The sequence below is a fragment of the Rhodomicrobium sp. genome, assembly GCF_047605405.1.
Taxonomy (GTDB): domain Bacteria; phylum Pseudomonadota; class Alphaproteobacteria; order Rhizobiales; family Rhodomicrobiaceae; genus Rhodomicrobium; species Rhodomicrobium lacus.
The window spans coordinates 64,718-80,738 of sequence record NZ_JASGFR010000018.1 but is presented as its reverse complement, the minus strand read 5'-3'; the positions used below and the strand labels follow the sequence as shown (position 1 = coordinate 80,738).

The window sequence follows — 16,021 nt, the reverse complement described above, 5'->3', positions numbered from 1 at the left end:
ACCTAGACCGCAATGCGGTCGAGATGAATGAAATCGGGATGCGCCGCATCCTCGCGGGCGCGGACCTTCTCGAAGCGTTCGTCGATCACCTCGTCCGGCTCGATGACCCAGACGCCCGCGAGATCGACATCGCCGAGCGTTTCGCGGGCGCGCACATAGTGCTTCTGGAAAAGCGGGCCGGTGATGTGCAGCTTCACCGGGCGCCCCTTGATCTGCACGCGGTGGCCGTCCGCCCCGTGAAGCGCGATCGACACCGAGCCGCCGAACCAGATGGCGTGTGTCAGATTGCGGTTGGCCGCCGAGGTTTCGAGGAATTCGAGCACATGGATCGTGCTGTCGCCGCCGTGGTGCAGCGAAGGCTTCTCTACGGCATCGGGAGCGCCGTTCGCATCGACGGTGGCAAGAATCTTGATCGTTTCGGCGCTGTCGAGCAGCGCGATCACATCGGGAGTTAAAATCGCGGCCATTTTGGCGCTCCTACTGAAGGCGTGCAAGGTCTGAGTCGGGGTGGTTGCCGCAGCGGCGATAGTCGTCGAAATCGACCTTCAGGCCGTGGGAAGCGCGAATGTCCTGAAGCCCCTTCGCCAGCCGGATGAAGTAGTCGAGCGACGGCGCTTTCTGGTCGCGGAAGGCCGAGCCGGGGCGAGGCACCCAGACGATATAGACGGTGGTCACGCCGCGCGCCGCGAGCCAATCGGCTTCAGCCAGCGTCGATTGCAGCGCTTCGTGCTCGCTCTTGAAGCCCGAGGGCTGCGCGGTCTCGACGCCGCCGACGATGCCGGTGCCGACGTTGCCGCGTCCGAAGATATCCACCGCGTTCACGAGACGCTGCTTCCAGCCCTGATAGCCGACCTGTCGCGCCTTGCCCGGGCAGATCCAGCCGAACAGTTCTTCGTTCAGGACTTCGAGGTCGGTGGTGTAGCTCGTCAGGCCCGTCTCATTATAGAGACGCGCAAGCTGCTTTTCGTTGAAGGCGGACGCGATCAGCTGGCTCGGAAATTTCTTCGTGCGGAAGTTCTCGCCGATGGCTTGAAGCAGTTCGATGTAGAACTCCACCTCCAGGTCGAAAATTTCCTTGCCCTTGGTCACAGAGCCGGCGGTGAGGCAGAGATTGGTGAAGCGGCCCGGTTCCTTGATCGCCTCGGCGACGGTTTCCTTGACGTCCTCCGGACGAAGCCTGTTCGGCACGCCTATTTCATCGCGCTGCTGCTTCGTATGCGTGACGATATCGCAGAACTGGCAGCCTTCCTTGTCGGCCCAGAAGTAGCAAAAGCTCGACTGGAACACGTTCAGCCGCTGCGGCCGCGCGCTTACGATGTGACTCATCGGCAGGCCGGAGGTGGTGAGCTTGTCGTAATAGGAGGGCTTCGGCCACAGATCGACTTCCTCGACGCGTTGACCATCGTCCAGCAGCACGAAGCGGCCGTCGCGGTAATCCACCACATAGGGGTTTTGATCGAGCGGGGTCGGATCCACGAGAATCGTCGTTCCGTCGCGCAGAAGCAGCGATTCGGGCAGCGGTTTGATCTCGCCGTCGCGCGAGCCGAAGATATAGGGGCTGCGCAACTGGTGCACGGCCGGATCGACGGCCTTTTCGGCGGCTTCCGTGTAGTGCACGCCACGGCGTTGCACGTCGATCTTGCGCGCAATGAGGCGCGGGAAGCGGGGATGTTCGGCCAGCACTTCGTCGAAGGACGGCTCGGCGCGATAGATTTCCTTGAGCAGGGCGACCACGTCAATCTCCAATTTTTAGCGTCTACAAAATCGATGGAGATTGAGCTATAAGCCAGCAACTAATTGCCCATGATGAGCCGTGAATACAGGGTCAATGGAAGAATATTTTGAACAAGCCGGAAAGCCGAGCATAAAATCACTAGAAGGCGCGGAGTTCTCGCTACGTCTTTATGGCGATGAGGGGCATGGCAGAGCAAACCCGAATTTTTTCCATGGCCTCGACGAAAGCGACGTTGCGGAGCTTTTCGCCCTGTCGTCGGTGCAGGTGTTCGCGCCAGGCGCGATGGTGTTCCGCCAGGGCGAACCGAACGAGGGCATTTTCATCATCCTGTCCGGCAAGGTCCGCGTCTATTACGTCGGACCGTCCGGGCGCGAACTCACGCTTGCCTACTGGTCGGCGGGAAACTTCGTCGGCGGGCCTCACATCTTCGGTGGCTGCCTGCATATGTGGTCGGGAATTGCCGAGCAGCCCGCGCGCGTCCTCCTCGTGCCTGGCGACGGAATGCGCGTGCTGATAGAACGCCGTCCTCGGATCGCGGTTGCGCTCGTCGAGGCGCTGGAACAGAAGGGCAAGTGCTTCTCAAGCCTGATCCAGATGCTCGGCACGCGTTCCGCCGCCGCAAGGCTGGCTCAGCTTCTGCTGCTCATGGCCGAGCTGGGCGGCCAGCGCATCGGCGACACCGTCATCATCGATCGCACGCTGACACAGGACGAACTGGCGCGCATGGTCGGCGCGACGCGGCAATGGATATCAGCCACGCTCGAACGGTTCCGCGAGAAGGGTTACATCGAGGTGGCGCCCGACCGCATCGTGATCCGCGAGGAAGAGAAACTGCGGGGGCTTCAGGCGTAGAGCCCAAACGAAAAGGCGGCCCGTCGCGACGCATCCGCAAACGGACGGCCCTGCTGCGAGGGCTCAAGCGGCGCGGCGAAGGACTATTTGATGGCGCGGGTCGTTCAGGTTTCGCCCGCAAGCGCAAAGGTGTAGGGCTTCTCGCCCGCGTCGATGACGGCGCATGCCAGCCCGCGATAAGCACGTCCGGACGCGATTGGCCGGTCGGGTTGCGAAGTGCAAAGGCGTTCGGAATGCTTGGCGTCTCCGCGCTCGTTCTTAGAATTATTACGGAACGTTTGCGATGGCTTCGCATGCGTGCCGACTGCTCATTACAAAGCCGTCGATCTCCGCACCGAAGCCTCCCCTCTCTTGGGCTTCACTGGGATTACAGCGACCTCGCAATGCGGGTGATTGTCGTTCGTGGGCCGCCGGCCTCATGAAATCGTCGCAGATGCGCGCTTCGTTACCGGCATTTAAAAACCATGCTGGGGGTGCTATATAGGACGCAAGACAGGTAATGCCGAAGCGAGGCTTGGACGCGACAATGGATCAGACCACGAGTCAGAAGGAAAAGGCCCGTCTTCATGTCAGCCTCGCCCTGCCCAACGGAGGCAGCCTGGACGAGGAAGATATTGCGCTCATCGAAACCGTTCAGAAATGCCGCTCGATCCTCGGCGCGAGCAAGCTGATGGGCATCTCCTATCGCAAGACCTGGCTGATGACGGACGCGCTGAACCGCACCTTCGAGACGCGCGTCATAGACACCTTCCCCGGTCGGCGCGGCGGCGGGGCGGAAGTGACGCCATTCGGCGAACGCATCGTCGCGGTCTTCCGCTCGGTCGAGCGGCGCTCGGCCCGCGCGGCAACCGCAACGCTGGAAGAACTCACTTCATCTCTCGATTGGTCGTTCGAGACTGCAACGTCGGGCGCGGTTCAGGAAGAGAGTCAGGATTTACGTTCATCTGCGTGATGGCAATGGTCTTGATCATCGCCCACGCCTTGAGACCGGGTTCGAGCGCCAGCCGTTCGACCGACTCCCAGGTGACGAGCGAGTGCAGATTGCAGACGCCGAGATCGAACGTCACCCGCGCATAGGGCGCGTCGAGATATTCCACTTCAACAATCGTCCCGGGAAGGCGGTTCGTGATCGACACATCCATCGGGCGAGAGAGCGCGATGGAAACGTCGCTTGCGTCGATATCCACGGCAACACCCGTGCCCGGCTCGGCCGCGACGCGCGGCACGCGCAGTTCGAAGGCACCGAGAAAGAGCGTCGTGATGCCGGTCTTGTCGTTGTGATGATGCACACGCGCTTCGAGCGTGGTGGAGAGCTTGAACCTGTTCTTCGGCGCGCTGTCGGTCGGCAAAGGGATGTTCCCTGATCTGGTCTTGGTCGGTTTCGCAACATGGATGCGATACAGCGCTTTGCAAAAAACATGCAAGCGCGACTTCCGCCACCGGTCGGCGCGTAAAACCCTCGCGCACGGGCTCGGATCGCCCACGCCTCAACGGATGGCCGGTGTTACGCCGCCCCCCGAAAAAACCCTGAGAAAACAATGCGGAAACCATATTGGTGGGCACGACAGGGATCGAACCTGTGACCCTTCGCGTGTGAAGCGAATGCTCTACCGCTGAGCTACGTGCCCGCGTCGCCATAAGCGAGCGAGGAACCTTTATTACCAATGCGCGCAGCGCAATCAAGAGGCTTCCGCGCTGTTTTCCTATTTTTCCTGTCTGAAGGTTCTTTGACCAAGGATTTGCCGGAGGGGACAGGGGCTTTTTTGCGCCGTAAGCGTCAAAAAGAGCAACACAATCTCTGAAGCTCGCACATCAGCAATATTATTTTGCCATTACGGCAACATGCTGCCCATGTGCGCACTTATTTTCCCGGTAATGCGCATTTTTTCTTGAGAAGTTTTCAAAGATCGCCAAACTCTGGTCCAAGGCGGGCGGGTTCCGCACGCCTCTCGGCGGGCTGCGCCGAAGGAAAGGGTCGGGGAAGAGCATGGCACATCCTCATCAGCAGAAACTCAAGATCAGCGGGCCGGTTGTGATTACGGCGAACCGCCTTGCCGATGGCGTCGTGATTCACCGTACGAGCGAAGGGAGCTGGTCGGAAAGCCTCGCCGATGCCGAGGTCTTGAAAACCGCCGACGAAGCGCTTGCCGCGCTGAAAGCCGCACAGAGCGACGGGCTCGTCGCAGTCGGCCCCTATGTCGCGCGCGTCGAGACCGCGCCTTTTCCAACGCCCGGCAATCTGCGCGAGAAAATTCGCAGCCAAGGCCCCACATTCCCGCTTCCTTCCGATGCACCGGTTGCCTACCTTCCCGAGGAAGCTGGCAAGGTGGCAGCCTGAAAACATCGGAGAAAAATTCCGCGATGTATGTTTACGACGAATTCGACCGCACGTTCATCGCGGAGCGTGCCGCCCAGTTCCGCGATCAGGTCGCGCGCCGCCTCTCGGGCGAAGTGACCGAAGACGAATTCAAGCCGCTTCGTCTCATGAACGGCGTCTATCTTCAGCTTCACGCCTACATGCTGCGCATCGCGATCCCTTACGGCACGCTTTCGTCGACACAGCTCCGCAAGATCGCCGAAATCGGCCGCGTGTACGACAGGGGCTACGGTCATTTCACGACGCGCCAGAACATCCAGTTCAACTGGATCAAGCTTTCCGACATGCCGGACGTGCTCGTGAGCCTCGCCGAGGCCGGGCTGCACGCCATCCAGACGTCGGGGAATTGTATTCGCAACATCACGACCGACCAATGGGCGGGCGTCGCTCCCGACGAGATCGAAGACCCGCGCTTCTGGGCCGAGGTTCTCCGGCAGTGGTCGTCCCTGCACCCGGAATTCACCTACCTGCCGCGCAAGTTCAAGATCGCGATCACGGCCTCGGCGCGCGACCGCGCGGCGATCAAGGTGCATGATGTGGGCCTGCGGTTGGTCCGAAACGATGCGGGCGAGGTGGGCTTTGAGGTGCTGGTCGGCGGCGGTCTCGGCCGCTCCCCCTTCCTCGGCAAGCTCCTGCGCGACTTCGTGCCGAAGGAGCACATCATCAGCTATCTCGAAGCGATCCTGCGCACGTACAACGCCCATGGCCGGCGCGACAACATCTACAAGGCGCGCATCAAGATCCTCGTTCACGAGATCGGCGTCGAGAAGCTGAAAGCCGATGTCGAAAAGGAATGGGAGCGCATTCGCGACGGCTATCTGAAGCTCGACGATGCGTTCCTCGCTGACATCCGCTCGCGCTTCGTGTACCCCGCCTATGAAACGCTCGAAGACGAGCCCGCGGAATTGCAAGAGGCGCTCGCCGCAGACGAGCGCTTTGCCACCTGGCATGCGAACTCCGTCTCGCCTCACAAGGCGCAAGGCTATGGCATCGTCACCGTCTCGCTGAAGCCCGTCGGCAAGCCGCCGGGGGATGCGACTTCCAGCCAGCTCGATGCGCTCGCGGACCTCGCCGACGCCTACAGCGCAGGCGAGATCCGCGTCGGCCACGAGCAGAACCTCGTGCTGCCGCATGTGCGCCAGAAAGACCTTTTCACCCTCTGGCGGAAGCTTGACGCGGCCGGCCTCGCAACGCCGAACGTAAATCTGATCTCGGACAGCATCACCTGCCCAGGGCTCGACTATTGCAGCCTTGCCAACGCGCGCTCGATCCCTATCGCCACGGCCATCGCGGAACGTTTTGCCGATCTCGACAGGGCGCGCTCGGTCGGACGTCTCCATCTGAACATCTCGGGCTGCATCAACGCATGCGGCCACCACCATGTCGGCCATATCGGCATTCTCGGCGTCGAGAAGAACGACCGCGAGTTCTACCAGATCACGCTCGGCGGCAAGGCGGACGAGGATGCGCGGTTCGGCGATCTGCTTGGCCCCGCAATTCCTTACGATGAGGTGGTGGACACCATCGAGCGCATCGTGAACCGCTACCTCGACCTGAGGACGAGCGAAAAGGAACTCTTCATCGATACAGTGAAACGCCTCGGCGTGGAGCCGTTCAAGGAGGCGCTTCATGCCGTACATTAAGAAGGGCGAGATCGCGGACGATCCCTATGTTCGTCTCGGTGGAGACGAACCGGTGCCGACGGACGTGCCCGTGATCGTCCCGCTTGCATGGCTGCTCGCGCAGACTCCGCAATCGCTGGAAGGACGCAATGTGCCGCTCGGCGTGGCGCTGCCGAACGACAAGCCGGAAAGCCTGCTCGAACCGTATCTATCCCGCCTTTCCCTGATTGCGCTGGACTTCCCGATCTACCGCGACGGCCGCGCCTTCACTCAGGCAAGGCGGCTGCGCGAGGCATACGGTTTCACAGGCGAGATCCGCGCCACGGGCGACGTCCTGCGTGACCAGTTCCTTTTCATGGTGCGTTCCGGCTTCGACGCGTTCGAAGTCAGGAAGGAACACGACGCAAAGGCATTCGCGAAGGCGGTGAACGAGTTTTCGGGCCTTTACCAGCCTTCTCAAGCAAGCGATGCCCATTTCAGGTTCCGCTTCGCTCCGCCTTTTTCTTCGTCAAGGAACCAGGATGGAAGCGATGGGTGAGCCGGTTCTCTCTTACGTCCGGTCAGGCGTCTGCATGCACCGCCGGGCGTTGTGTGGAAGCCCCAGCTGAGGCGCGTAAGCGAGCAGCCGGGGGAGAAGACCAGCGCGAGCTGGCGCATTTGAAGAAGCATCGCATTTGAAACTTAAAATTCGGAGATTTTCATGCTCAGACGGACCGTTCTGGCACTGGCAGCGGCTACGCTGATCGGCGCCCCCGCTTACGCCATCGATACCCTGCTCAACGTTTCCTACGATCCCACGCGTGAACTCTATGCAGAATTCAACAAGGCTTTCGTCGAGAAATGGAAGGCGGAAAAGGGCGAAACGCTTAACATCAAGGCCAGCCATGGCGGCTCGGGCAAGCAGGCGCGCGCCGTCATCGACGGCATCGAGGCAGACGTCGTAACGCTCGCCCTCGCCTACGACATCGACGAAATCGCCGAGAAGGGCATTCTCGACAAGGAATGGCAGAAGAAATACCCGGACAACTCTTCGCCCTACACGTCGACGATCGTCTTCCTCGTCCGCAAGGGCAACCCCAAGGGCATCAAGGACTGGGACGACCTGGTGAAGCCCGGCGTGTCGATCATCACCCCGAACCCCAAGACGTCCGGCGGCGCGCGCTGGAACTACCTCGCGGCCTGGGGATACGCGCTGAAGAAGTACGGCTCGGAAGAGAAGGCCAAGGAATTCGTCACGCAGATCTTCAAGCAGGTGCCCGTGCTCGACACCGGCGCGCGCGGCTCGACCGTGACCTTCGTCCAGCGCAATCAGGGCGACGTGCTCCTTGCGTGGGAAAACGAGGCGTATCTTTCGGTTAAGGAATTCGGCGACGACAAGTTCGAGATCGTGACGCCGTCCGTCTCGATTCTCGCCGAACCGCCTGTCGCCATCGTCGACTCGGTCGTCGACCGGCGCGGTTCGCGGGCAGTCGCAGATGCCTACCTGAAGGCGCTCTACGCTCCGGAAGGCCAGGAAATCGCAGCGAAAAACTTCTATCGCCCGCGTTCGAAGGAAGTGGCCGACAAATACGCTGACAAGTTCTCGAAGGTCGCGCTCTTCACCATCGACGACGTGTTCGGCGGCTGGACGAAAGCCCAGAAGACCCACTTCGGCGATGGCGGCGTCTTCGATCAGATTTACGGCAAGTAATTACGAGGGAGGCAAGGACTTCACCTCACGTTTATAATCGCAAAATCGTAACGAAGAGAGTGACCCGCCTTGTCCTCCTTATCGACCAGATTGCGCTTTCGGGAACCGAGCGTCATCCCAGGCTTCGGGCTGACGTTCGGCCTCACCCTTACCTGGCTTTCGGTGATCGTTCTGATCCCGCTCGCGGCCATGGTCCTTTACGCCACGCGTGTGGGCTTCGACCAGTTCATCGCCATCCTCACGGCCACGCGCACGCTGAACGCGCTCAAGCTATCGTTCGGCATCGCCTTCGCGGCGGCGATCTTCAACGTCATCTTCGGCCTGATCGTCGCCTGGGTACTGACACGTTATGAATTCCCAGGCCGACGCATCGCCGACGCCATCGTCGATATTCCCTTTGCGTTGCCCACCGCCGTTGCGGGTATCGCGCTCGCCACGCTTTACTCTCCCAATGGCTGGATCGGTCAGTTTCTCGCTCCGCTCGGAATTCAGGTGACATTCACACCGCTTGGCATTCTGGTGGCGCTGATCTTCGTCGGCATCCCCTTCGTGGTGCGGACGGTGCAGCCGGTGCTGAAGGATCTCGACCCAGAGCTTGAATTCGCGGCGGCGACACTCGGGGCGACCCGCTGGCAGGTCATCCGGAAGGTGATCGCACCGACGCTGCTGCCGTCGATCCTGACCGGTTTCGCTCTCGCCTTCGCCCGCGCGGTCGGCGAATACGGCTCGGTCATCTTCATCGCCGGCAATCTGCCCAATGTCTCGGAAATCGCGCCGCTCCTCATTGTCATACGTCTTGAGGAATTCCGCTATGCCGATGCAACAGCGATCGCGGTCATCATGCTCTTCGTCGCTTTCATCATGCTTCTCGTAATCAATCGGCTTCAGCGTTGGACAGAGACGAGGAGCTAGGGCCATGACACTCGTTGACGCAACCACCAACCGGGAGGCTGGCTTCGGCGGCGCGGAGGAAAGCTCCGGACGCGCGGAACGAAGCTTCCCGACCCAGGCGCCGAGAGGCGTTAGGGCGAACACGGAGTCGCTTCCGGTCCGCATCCTCCTGACACTCGTCGCGCTCGGATTTCTCACCCTGTTCATCGTGGTGCCCCTGACGGCCGTCTTCGTTCAGGCTTTTTCCAAGGGATGGTTCGCCTACTTCTCGGCCCTCACCGACCCAGATGCCCTCTCGGCCATCCGCCTTACCATCCTCGTCGCAGCCGCGTCGGTCGCGGTTAACCTCTTCTTCGGTGTCATCGCGGCATGGACGATCACGAAATACCGCTTCCCCGGCAAGACGCTGCTCGTAACGCTGATCGACCTGCCCTTCTCGATTTCGCCGGTGGTGTCCGGTCTCGTGTTCGTGCTGCTGTTCGGCCTGCAGGGTTTCTTCGGGCATTGGCTGCAGGATAACGGCATCAAGATCCTGTTCGCGTTCCCCGCGATCCTGCTGGCAACGATCTTCGTGACATTCCCCTTCGTGGCGCGCGAACTGATCCCGCTCATGCAGGAACAGGGCACGAGCGAGGAGGAGGCCGCGCTCTCGCTCGGCGCGACGGGCTTTACAACCTTCCTCCGGGTGACGCTTCCGAATATCAAGTGGGGGCTGCTCTACGGCATCCTCCTTTGCAACGCGCGCGCGATGGGCGAATTCGGTGCGGTGTCGGTCGTCTCGGGCCATATCCGCGGCGAAACCAATACAATGCCGCTGCATATTGAAATCTTGTATAATGAATACCAGCTCACGGCGGCTTTCGCGGTGGCGTCCCTGCTCGCGCTTCTCGCGCTGGTGACGCTGGTGCTGAAAGGCGTGCTGGAAAGCAAACTGGAGCGCAAAAGATGAAGATCGATGTCCGTAACCTGTCGAAGCGCTTCGGGAACTTCGTCGTGCTCAGGAATGTGAATCTCGACATAGCCAGCGGAGAGCTTCTCGCGCTTCTCGGCCCATCGGGCTCCGGCAAGACCACCCTCCTGCGCATCATCGCGGGGCTGGAGTGGGCGGATTCGGGAGACGTGCTGTTCGCGGGCGAAAGCGCGGCCAATCTCAACGTGAGAAAGCGTCATGTCGGCTTCGTCTTCCAGCACTACGCCCTGTTCCGCCATATGACCGTCTTCGAGAACGTGGCGTTCGGCCTTCGCGTGCGGCCCCGGCGCGAGCGGAAGCCGGAACACGAAATCGTGAAGCGTGTCAAAAAGCTCTTGGAATTCGTTCATATCGAGGGGCTCGCGGAGCGCTACCCGGACCAGCTTTCCGGCGGCCAGCGTCAGCGCGTGGCGCTGGCGCGCGCGCTGGCTATCGAACCGAACGTGCTGTTGCTCGACGAGCCTTTCGGCGCGCTCGACGCGAAGGTCAGGAAGTCGCTGCGCCGCTGGCTGCGCGATCTGCATCACGAACTGAATGTCACCTCCGTGCTCGTCACGCACGATCAGGAGGAGGCGCTCGAAGTCGCCGACCGTGTTGTCGTGATGGGCAACGGCAAGATAGAGCAGGTCGGCACGCCCGAGGAAATCTACAACGAACCAGCGAATTCCTTCGTGTTCGACTTCATCGGCGAGTCCGTCAAGCTGCCGGTGCGCATCGAAGATGGCGGGGTGTGGATCGGCTCGCGGCGCCTCGCCACGAACGACGAACTTCCGGCCACCGGCCCCGCCCGTCTTTTTGTCCGCCCGCACGACCTCACCTTCGGAGAAGTCTCGGAAGCGCCGCTTCAGGGTGCGGTGCGCTCGGTTCGCCGGGTCGGCGCGCAGTCCTTCGCGGATGTGCGGCTCGATTACGGCGGCGACGATCTGCTGGTGGAGGCGAGCCTGCCGCCGGAAGCGGCTGTCCGCCCCGGCGACCTCGTGGGGCTGACGCCCCGCCGCTATCGCATTTACGAGGACGGAGCGGCAGAGTCGCTGACATCGGCTTCCTTGTAAGCCCGCACGCGCTGCCCCCGCGCCGCTTGACTGGCGCGGCGTCTGCGGCTACTCGGCGGCGTATCGACCCGGCTCTGCGATAGGCTCCGCGGACTCGCGCTCTTCCAGCAGGAAGCCGCCCGACTGCCGCGCCCACAGACCCGCATAAAGGCCTCCGTGTCGGAGCAGTTCCTTATGCGTGCCGTCCTCGACGATGCGGCCCTTGTCCATGACGATAAGCCGATCCATCGCCGAAATCGTCGACAGCCGGTGCGCGATGGCGATCACGGTCTTGCCCTCCATGAGGTTGTAGAGCTGATCCTGGATCGCGGCTTCCACCTCGGAATCGAGCGCCGCCGTCGCCTCGTCGAGGATCAGGATCGGCGCATCCTTCAGCAGCACGCGCGCAATCGCGATGCGCTGGCGCTGGCCGCCCGACAGTTTGACGCCGCGCTCGCCCACCTCGGCCTCGTAACCTTTCCGGCCATTGGCGTCCTGAAGTTCGACGATGAAATCATGCGCATGCGCTTTCTTCGCCGCCGCCACGATTTCGTCCATCGTCGCCGATGGCTTTCCATAGCGGATATTGTCGGCGACCGAGCGGTGCAAGAGCGACGTGTCCTGCGTGACGAGACCGATCTTCGCGCGAAGCGAATCCTGCGTGACCTTCGAGATATCCTGACCGTCGATCAGAATGCGCCCGGACTCAAGGTCGTGGAACCGAAGAAGGATATTGATGAGCGTGGACTTGCCCGCGCCCGAACGGCCAACAAGCCCGACCTTCTCGCCCGGTTTGATGCGGAGCGAGAGGTCTTCGATCAGGCCCTTGCCGCGTCCGTAATGGAACCGCACCTTTTCATAGGCAATCGTGCCCTTGTCGACCGCGAGCGGCTTCGCATCCGGCGCGTCGACGACATTCCACGGCTTGGACAGCGCGCGCATGCCCTCTTCGACCGTGCCGACATTCTCGAAGATCGTCGTGATGACCCACATGATCCACGACGACATGTTGTTGATGCGGATGGCGAGGCCGGTCGTCACCGCGATGGCGCCGAGCGTCACCGCTCCCTCGCTCCATAGCCAGAGCGAAAGCCCCGTCGTGCCCGCGATCAGGAGCCCGGTCAGCACCCATTGGCACATCTCGAAGAGCGTGATGACACGAAGCTGAGCCTGCAATTTGTGCAGGTGATCCGAGATCGCGTCCTTCGCATAGGCTTCCTCGCTCGCCGTATGAGCGAAGAGCTTCACCGTGAGGATGTTGGCGTAGCTATCCGTGACGCGCCCCATGAGAGTGGAACGCGCTTCCGACACCGTCACCGCCATGCGAATGAGGCGCGGCACGAAATACCAGACCATGACGCCGAAACCGACGAGCCACAGCAGCAGCGGAATGACAAGCCGCGCGTCGAGATCGAAGAAGATGACCGCGGCCGATAGCCAGTAGATCGCGACATACCAGAGCGCATCCACCACATCGATGGCGGACTGGCGCAGCGATTGTCCCGTCTGCATGATGCGGTTGGCGATACGGCCCGCGAAGTCGTTCTGGAAGAACGACAGGCTCTGACGGAGCGTATAGCGATGTTGCCGCCAGCGCACGAGCGCCTGCACATTCGCGTTGATGCTCTGGTTGATGAGCAGCGAATGGATCGTGAACGCAATCGGACGGATGACGAGCGCCACGATCGCCATGAAGATCAGCGTCCGCCCGTGTTCCTGAAAGAATGCGGCAGGATTTTCCGCCGCCTTGGCGAAATCGACGATCTGCCCGACGAATGTGAACAGCGCCACTTCGATCAGCGCCGCGACGACACCGGAGACGAGGACCAGGCCGAATACCCACCAGACGCCCCCGATATAGTGCCAGTAGAAAGAAAGGAGCTTGTGCGGCGGCCGCGTCAGCGGAACCGTCTTGAATGGGTCAACAAGTTTTTCAAACCAGGAAAACATGGTTTTTGCTCGCGCCAAAAGGTTGAGTTTTGCGCGGCAAAAGCGAAACTTAAGTGTTCGCGGAGGCGCGCGCCCGATCAGAAAATTCTCTCAGTCGCATCGTTTGGAGGTTTTCTTTGTTCTCGCCGGGACAGTCGGGACGCAGCTTGTACCACAGAAAAATGCATTTGGGAAGCCGCGGGCAAGCGAGGGGCAACCTTCGCAGTTATTGACGTGTGCATTCAACTTATTGCGCCGTGCCACGAAATTCGGCACCCGTCTCAACTTTTCCCCTGCCGTTACAATGCGTTAAGCTGTCGTAGAATTATCACATAAATATGATCGTATGCAATTGAAGCGTCGTCGAGTTCAAGGTGGGGCCGAACTCATGAATAGCCGCGCCTTCTGGTTTGCCGGCTTGTGTGCGGTCGTGTGCCTCTTCGCCGCGTCGCCGCCCGGCCATTGCGCTCCGGCATGCGAACCAAGTGTCAGCGTTGAGCCCGTCAGCGCGGGATTGTCACGGATTTCGATCTCCGCCCCCTGTTTTGCGGGCGGGCACATCTCGCTTCGCTACGATAGCCTTACGCTCGTCCGTGTCCTCGATGAAAACGGCGCGCTTACCGTGCTTTTCGACTGTTATCTCGGCGAAAAGCCCCCGCTCAAGCTGACCTTTCCCGACGGCACGGAAATTCAGGCCCAGCTCAGGACCATCGATCTCGAGCGCGTCACGAAGGTCGCGCTTTTCTGGCGGGGCCGGGCCAACCTCGATCTCCATGCCTTCGAATACGCTGCGGATTTCAACGATGCCGGCCATGTCTGGGCGGGCGCGCCGTCGAGCCGCTGGCAGGCGGAGGAGCGGCACAGACGCGACAAGCTCGGTCACGGCTTCATGACGACTGTTTCGGACGGCACGAGTGAAGGCGACCAGCTTGAGGTCTACACCTTCATTCACGAGCCGAGCCAGGCTTCCGGCGCGGTCACGCTCGCCCTCGATTATGAAAGCCGTGCGCGCATCCCGCAGGAGCCCGACAGCTGCGGCACCGGGCTTTACGCCGATCTCGAATACCGCGTCGCCGTCTGGCGCCCAAACGGAAGCGTGTCGCGCACGCGAGGCTCGTTCGCGCCGCTCCCGTGCGGGCAGCCATCCGATCAAACCGCCCGCTACAATTCCAAGGCGCTGCCGCAACTCATTCTCACCCGCTGACACGATAGACCCCGTTCACCCCTTCCCCGAGGTTTCCATGTTCGTTCGAAACGCTTGCCGCGCCAGCGCATCGCTTCTTGCCCTCGCGGCGTCCTTCGCACCCGTGAACGCCGAGGATGTCACGCTGACGCTTCGCGGCGGCGGTCTGACCGTGATCGGCGAGCTTGTCGCCTCCGACTCGGCGTCCTTTGTGATCCGGTCCGAGAAGTTCGGCATGATGGCGCTCGAAAGCGCGAAATTCGAATGCACCGGCCCGACCTGCCCGAAGCCCCTGATCGCGACGCTCGGCATACACGGTTCGAACACCATCGGCGCGCAGCTCATGCCCAACACCGTGGAACGCTTCGCCGAGGACGAAGGCTTCGTGGCAGAAAAAGTCGTCGGCGCGGACCCCGAGGAAATCGTCTTCAAGCTCTCCGACGCCAGCGGGAAGGATGTCGCTTCCATCGACATCAAGTCGCATGGATCGGGCACCGCGCCGAAAAGCCTGATCGAAGGCAAGGCCCAGATCGGCGCCATGTCGCGGCCGATCAAGGACGACGAGGCGAAGTCCGTCGCCGATGCGGGCATCGCACTCAGGACGCATGTCTTCGCGCTCGACGGCATCGTGGTGTTCGTCTCGCCAAAGAACCCGGTCAAGACCCTGAGCCTCGAACAGATTGCGAAGATCTTTTCCGGCGATATCAAGGACTGGAAGGACGTCGGAGGCAATCCCGGCCCGATCCACGTCTACGCGCGCGACGCGAAGTCCGGCACCTTCGACACCTTCAACAGCCTTGTGCTCTCGCCTCTCAAGCTCAAGCTATCGGCGGGCGCCAGGCGCTTCGAATCCAGCCACGACCTTTCCGACGAAACGGCACGCGATCCGAGCGGCATCGGCTTTTCAGGATTCGCCTATATTCGTAACGCGAAGCCGCTGTCTGTCGCGTCGAACTGCGGGATCGTCTCCTCGCCGGATGTCTTTTCCGTGAAGACCGAGGAATATCCCCTTTCGCGCCGGCTCTATCTCTACAGCGGCAAGACCGGCCCGCTCGGCGACAAGCTTATCGCCTATGCGCTATCCGACAAGGCGCAGGACATCATCTCCGAGGCCGGGTTCATCAACCAGCGCATCGACCTTCAGACCTTCGACCAGCAGGCGGGGCGGGTTTGGCCCGCCTTTCTTGTCGCCGAGAAGGAGTTCAGTTTCGCTCTCATGCGCGACCTGACGACCGATGTGAAATCGGGCCGGCGCCTGTCGGTGAACTTCCGCTTTCATCGGAACTCCGCCGTTCTCGACGACAAGGCGATGCAGGACATTCCCCGCCTCGCCCGGTTCCTGAAGAGCGAAGCGAACGGCAAGGATCTGCTTCTCCTCGGCTTCACGGACGGCACCGGCGCTTTCGAAACGAACAAGACCCTGTCTCTCAATCGCGCTACGAGCTTCAAGAATGCCCTCGTCGCGGAAGGCGTGCCCGCCAACAAGATCACCGTCAAAGGGTACGGAAGTCTTCTTCCGGTAGGCTGCAATACCTCGGAAGCAGGCCAGAACGCGAACCGCCGTGTCGAGGTCTGGATAAAGGACTGATCTACCTCAGGTTGCAGATACGGTTGGCAGCAGTCCTGAAAAATATTGGAAAAATGTCGCTTTATCCGCCCTGTTGCAAAAAAGCGCAACCGGGGCTAGGAGAAAGGTGGTAACGTATAAGTACGCGACAAGGGGAAGATTGCATGTGGCCTA

At 61.3% G+C, this 16,021-nt stretch carries 15 protein-coding genes and 1 tRNA gene; 11 read left to right on the top strand and 5 right to left on the bottom strand.

Features of this window, described 5'->3' with window-relative positions; all coding sequences use genetic code 11:
* Nucleotides 1–2: 2 nt before the first annotated feature.
* Together QM659_RS09245 and QM659_RS09240 are read right to left on the bottom strand one after the other, a co-directional pair.
* A complete protein-coding gene (locus QM659_RS09245; protein WP_415188198.1) occupies nucleotides 3–467 on the bottom strand; it encodes a hypothetical protein in 465 nt (154 codons plus the stop codon).
* Nucleotides 468–477: 10 nt separating this feature from the next.
* On the bottom strand, nucleotides 478–1,734 hold the full coding sequence (locus tag QM659_RS09240; protein WP_415188197.1) for a radical SAM protein: 1,257 nt from the start codon (nucleotides 1,732–1,734) through the stop codon (nucleotides 478–480).
* Nucleotides 1,735–1,828: 94 nt separating this feature from the next.
* Here QM659_RS09240 and QM659_RS09235 point away from each other — a divergent pair, with 94 nt between their 5' ends.
* Both QM659_RS09235 and QM659_RS09230 read left to right on the top strand, forming a co-directional pair.
* On the top strand, nucleotides 1,829–2,587 hold the full coding sequence (locus QM659_RS09235) for a Crp/Fnr family transcriptional regulator (protein WP_415188196.1): 759 nt from the start codon (nucleotides 1,829–1,831) through the stop codon (nucleotides 2,585–2,587).
* A gap of 526 nt (nucleotides 2,588–3,113) precedes the next feature.
* A complete protein-coding gene (locus tag QM659_RS09230) occupies nucleotides 3,114–3,539 on the top strand; it encodes a winged helix-turn-helix domain-containing protein (protein ID WP_303487330.1) in 426 nt (141 codons plus the stop codon).
* Here the strand turns inward: QM659_RS09230 and QM659_RS09225 are convergent.
* Together QM659_RS09225 and QM659_RS09220 are read right to left on the bottom strand one after the other, a co-directional pair.
* Nucleotides 3,454–3,936, bottom strand: a complete 483-nt coding sequence (locus QM659_RS09225; protein WP_303487332.1) for a TOBE domain-containing protein — start codon at nucleotides 3,934–3,936, stop codon at nucleotides 3,454–3,456. The two genes, QM659_RS09230 and QM659_RS09225, sit on opposite strands and share 86 nt — an antisense overlap.
* 204 nt (nucleotides 3,937–4,140) lie before the next feature.
* Nucleotides 4,141–4,215: transfer RNA gene (locus tag QM659_RS09220), tRNA-Val, on the bottom strand.
* Nucleotides 4,216–4,574: 359 nt separating this feature from the next.
* On the opposite strand from QM659_RS09220, the gene QM659_RS09215 reads away from it, so the two are divergent.
* The 7 genes from QM659_RS09215 to QM659_RS09185 all read left to right on the top strand — a co-directional run bounded on the left by QM659_RS09215 (nucleotide 4,575) and on the right by QM659_RS09185 (nucleotide 11,189).
* The gene (locus tag QM659_RS09215) at nucleotides 4,575–4,925 is read left to right on the top strand and encodes a DUF2849 domain-containing protein (RefSeq protein WP_303487333.1); all 351 of its coding nucleotides are present in this window, start codon (nucleotides 4,575–4,577) and stop codon (nucleotides 4,923–4,925) included.
* 23 nt (nucleotides 4,926–4,948) lie between these two features.
* Complete coding sequence (locus QM659_RS09210) at nucleotides 4,949–6,607, top strand: nitrite/sulfite reductase (RefSeq protein ID WP_415188195.1); 1,659 nt, start codon at nucleotides 4,949–4,951, stop codon at nucleotides 6,605–6,607.
* Entirely contained in the window at nucleotides 6,594–7,124 is a 531-nt protein-coding gene (locus QM659_RS09205; RefSeq protein WP_127076689.1) for a DUF934 domain-containing protein, read from the top strand. Before QM659_RS09210 ends, QM659_RS09205 begins: the two co-directional genes overlap by 14 nt.
* 162 nt (nucleotides 7,125–7,286) lie before the next feature.
* Nucleotides 7,287–8,276, top strand: a complete 990-nt coding sequence (locus QM659_RS09200; RefSeq protein WP_127076690.1) for a sulfate ABC transporter substrate-binding protein — start codon at nucleotides 7,287–7,289, stop codon at nucleotides 8,274–8,276.
* Between the two features lie 69 nt (nucleotides 8,277–8,345).
* A complete protein-coding gene (gene cysT / locus QM659_RS09195; RefSeq protein ID WP_415188194.1) occupies nucleotides 8,346–9,188 on the top strand; it encodes a sulfate ABC transporter permease subunit CysT in 843 nt (280 codons plus the stop codon).
* A 4-nt stretch (nucleotides 9,189–9,192) separates the two neighbouring features.
* Nucleotides 9,193–10,116 (top strand): sulfate ABC transporter permease subunit CysW, encoded by a 924-nt coding sequence (gene cysW / locus QM659_RS09190; protein WP_415188193.1) that lies wholly within the window; start codon nucleotides 9,193–9,195, stop codon nucleotides 10,114–10,116.
* Entirely contained in the window at nucleotides 10,113–11,189 is a 1,077-nt protein-coding gene (locus QM659_RS09185; protein ID WP_127076692.1) for a sulfate/molybdate ABC transporter ATP-binding protein, read from the top strand. Before cysW ends, QM659_RS09185 begins: the two co-directional genes overlap by 4 nt.
* A gap of 48 nt (nucleotides 11,190–11,237) precedes the next feature.
* On the opposite strand, the gene QM659_RS09180 is transcribed toward QM659_RS09185, so the two are convergent.
* Entirely contained in the window at nucleotides 11,238–13,118 is a 1,881-nt protein-coding gene (locus tag QM659_RS09180) for an ABC transporter ATP-binding protein (RefSeq protein WP_415188192.1), read from the bottom strand.
* A 493-nt stretch (nucleotides 13,119–13,611) separates the two neighbouring features.
* On the opposite strand from QM659_RS09180, the gene QM659_RS09175 reads away from it, so the two are divergent.
* Both QM659_RS09175 and QM659_RS09170 read left to right on the top strand, forming a co-directional pair.
* A complete protein-coding gene (locus QM659_RS09175; protein WP_415188191.1) occupies nucleotides 13,612–14,301 on the top strand; it encodes a hypothetical protein in 690 nt (229 codons plus the stop codon).
* Between the two features lie 37 nt (nucleotides 14,302–14,338).
* Complete coding sequence (locus QM659_RS09170) at nucleotides 14,339–15,868, top strand: substrate-binding domain-containing protein (RefSeq protein WP_415188190.1); 1,530 nt, start codon at nucleotides 14,339–14,341, stop codon at nucleotides 15,866–15,868.
* Nucleotides 15,869–16,021: the final 153 nt, after the last annotated feature.

What these genes read in the sequence shown, in the direction of transcription:
- QM659_RS09245 (WP_415188198.1), bottom strand. Translation starts at nt 467, where the DNA reads ATGGCCGCGATTTTAACTCCCGATGTGATCGCGCTGCTCGACAGCGCC.
- QM659_RS09235 (WP_415188196.1), top strand. Translation starts at nt 1,829, where the DNA reads ATGGAAGAATATTTTGAACAAGCCGGAAAGCCGAGCATAAAATCACTA.
- QM659_RS09230 (WP_303487330.1), top strand. Translation starts at nt 3,114, where the DNA reads ATGGATCAGACCACGAGTCAGAAGGAAAAGGCCCGTCTTCATGTCAGC.
- QM659_RS09215 (WP_303487333.1), top strand. Translation starts at nt 4,575, where the DNA reads ATGGCACATCCTCATCAGCAGAAACTCAAGATCAGCGGGCCGGTTGTG.
- QM659_RS09210 (WP_415188195.1), top strand. Translation starts at nt 4,949, where the DNA reads ATGTATGTTTACGACGAATTCGACCGCACGTTCATCGCGGAGCGTGCC.
- QM659_RS09205 (WP_127076689.1), top strand. Translation starts at nt 6,594, where the DNA reads ATGCCGTACATTAAGAAGGGCGAGATCGCGGACGATCCCTATGTTCGT.
- QM659_RS09200 (WP_127076690.1), top strand. Translation starts at nt 7,287, where the DNA reads ATGCTCAGACGGACCGTTCTGGCACTGGCAGCGGCTACGCTGATCGGC.
- cysW (WP_415188193.1), top strand. Translation starts at nt 9,193, where the DNA reads ATGACACTCGTTGACGCAACCACCAACCGGGAGGCTGGCTTCGGCGGC.
- QM659_RS09185 (WP_127076692.1), top strand. Translation starts at nt 10,113, where the DNA reads ATGAAGATCGATGTCCGTAACCTGTCGAAGCGCTTCGGGAACTTCGTC.
- QM659_RS09180 (WP_415188192.1), bottom strand. Translation starts at nt 13,118, where the DNA reads ATGTTTTCCTGGTTTGAAAAACTTGTTGACCCATTCAAGACGGTTCCG.
- QM659_RS09170 (WP_415188190.1), top strand. Translation starts at nt 14,339, where the DNA reads ATGTTCGTTCGAAACGCTTGCCGCGCCAGCGCATCGCTTCTTGCCCTC.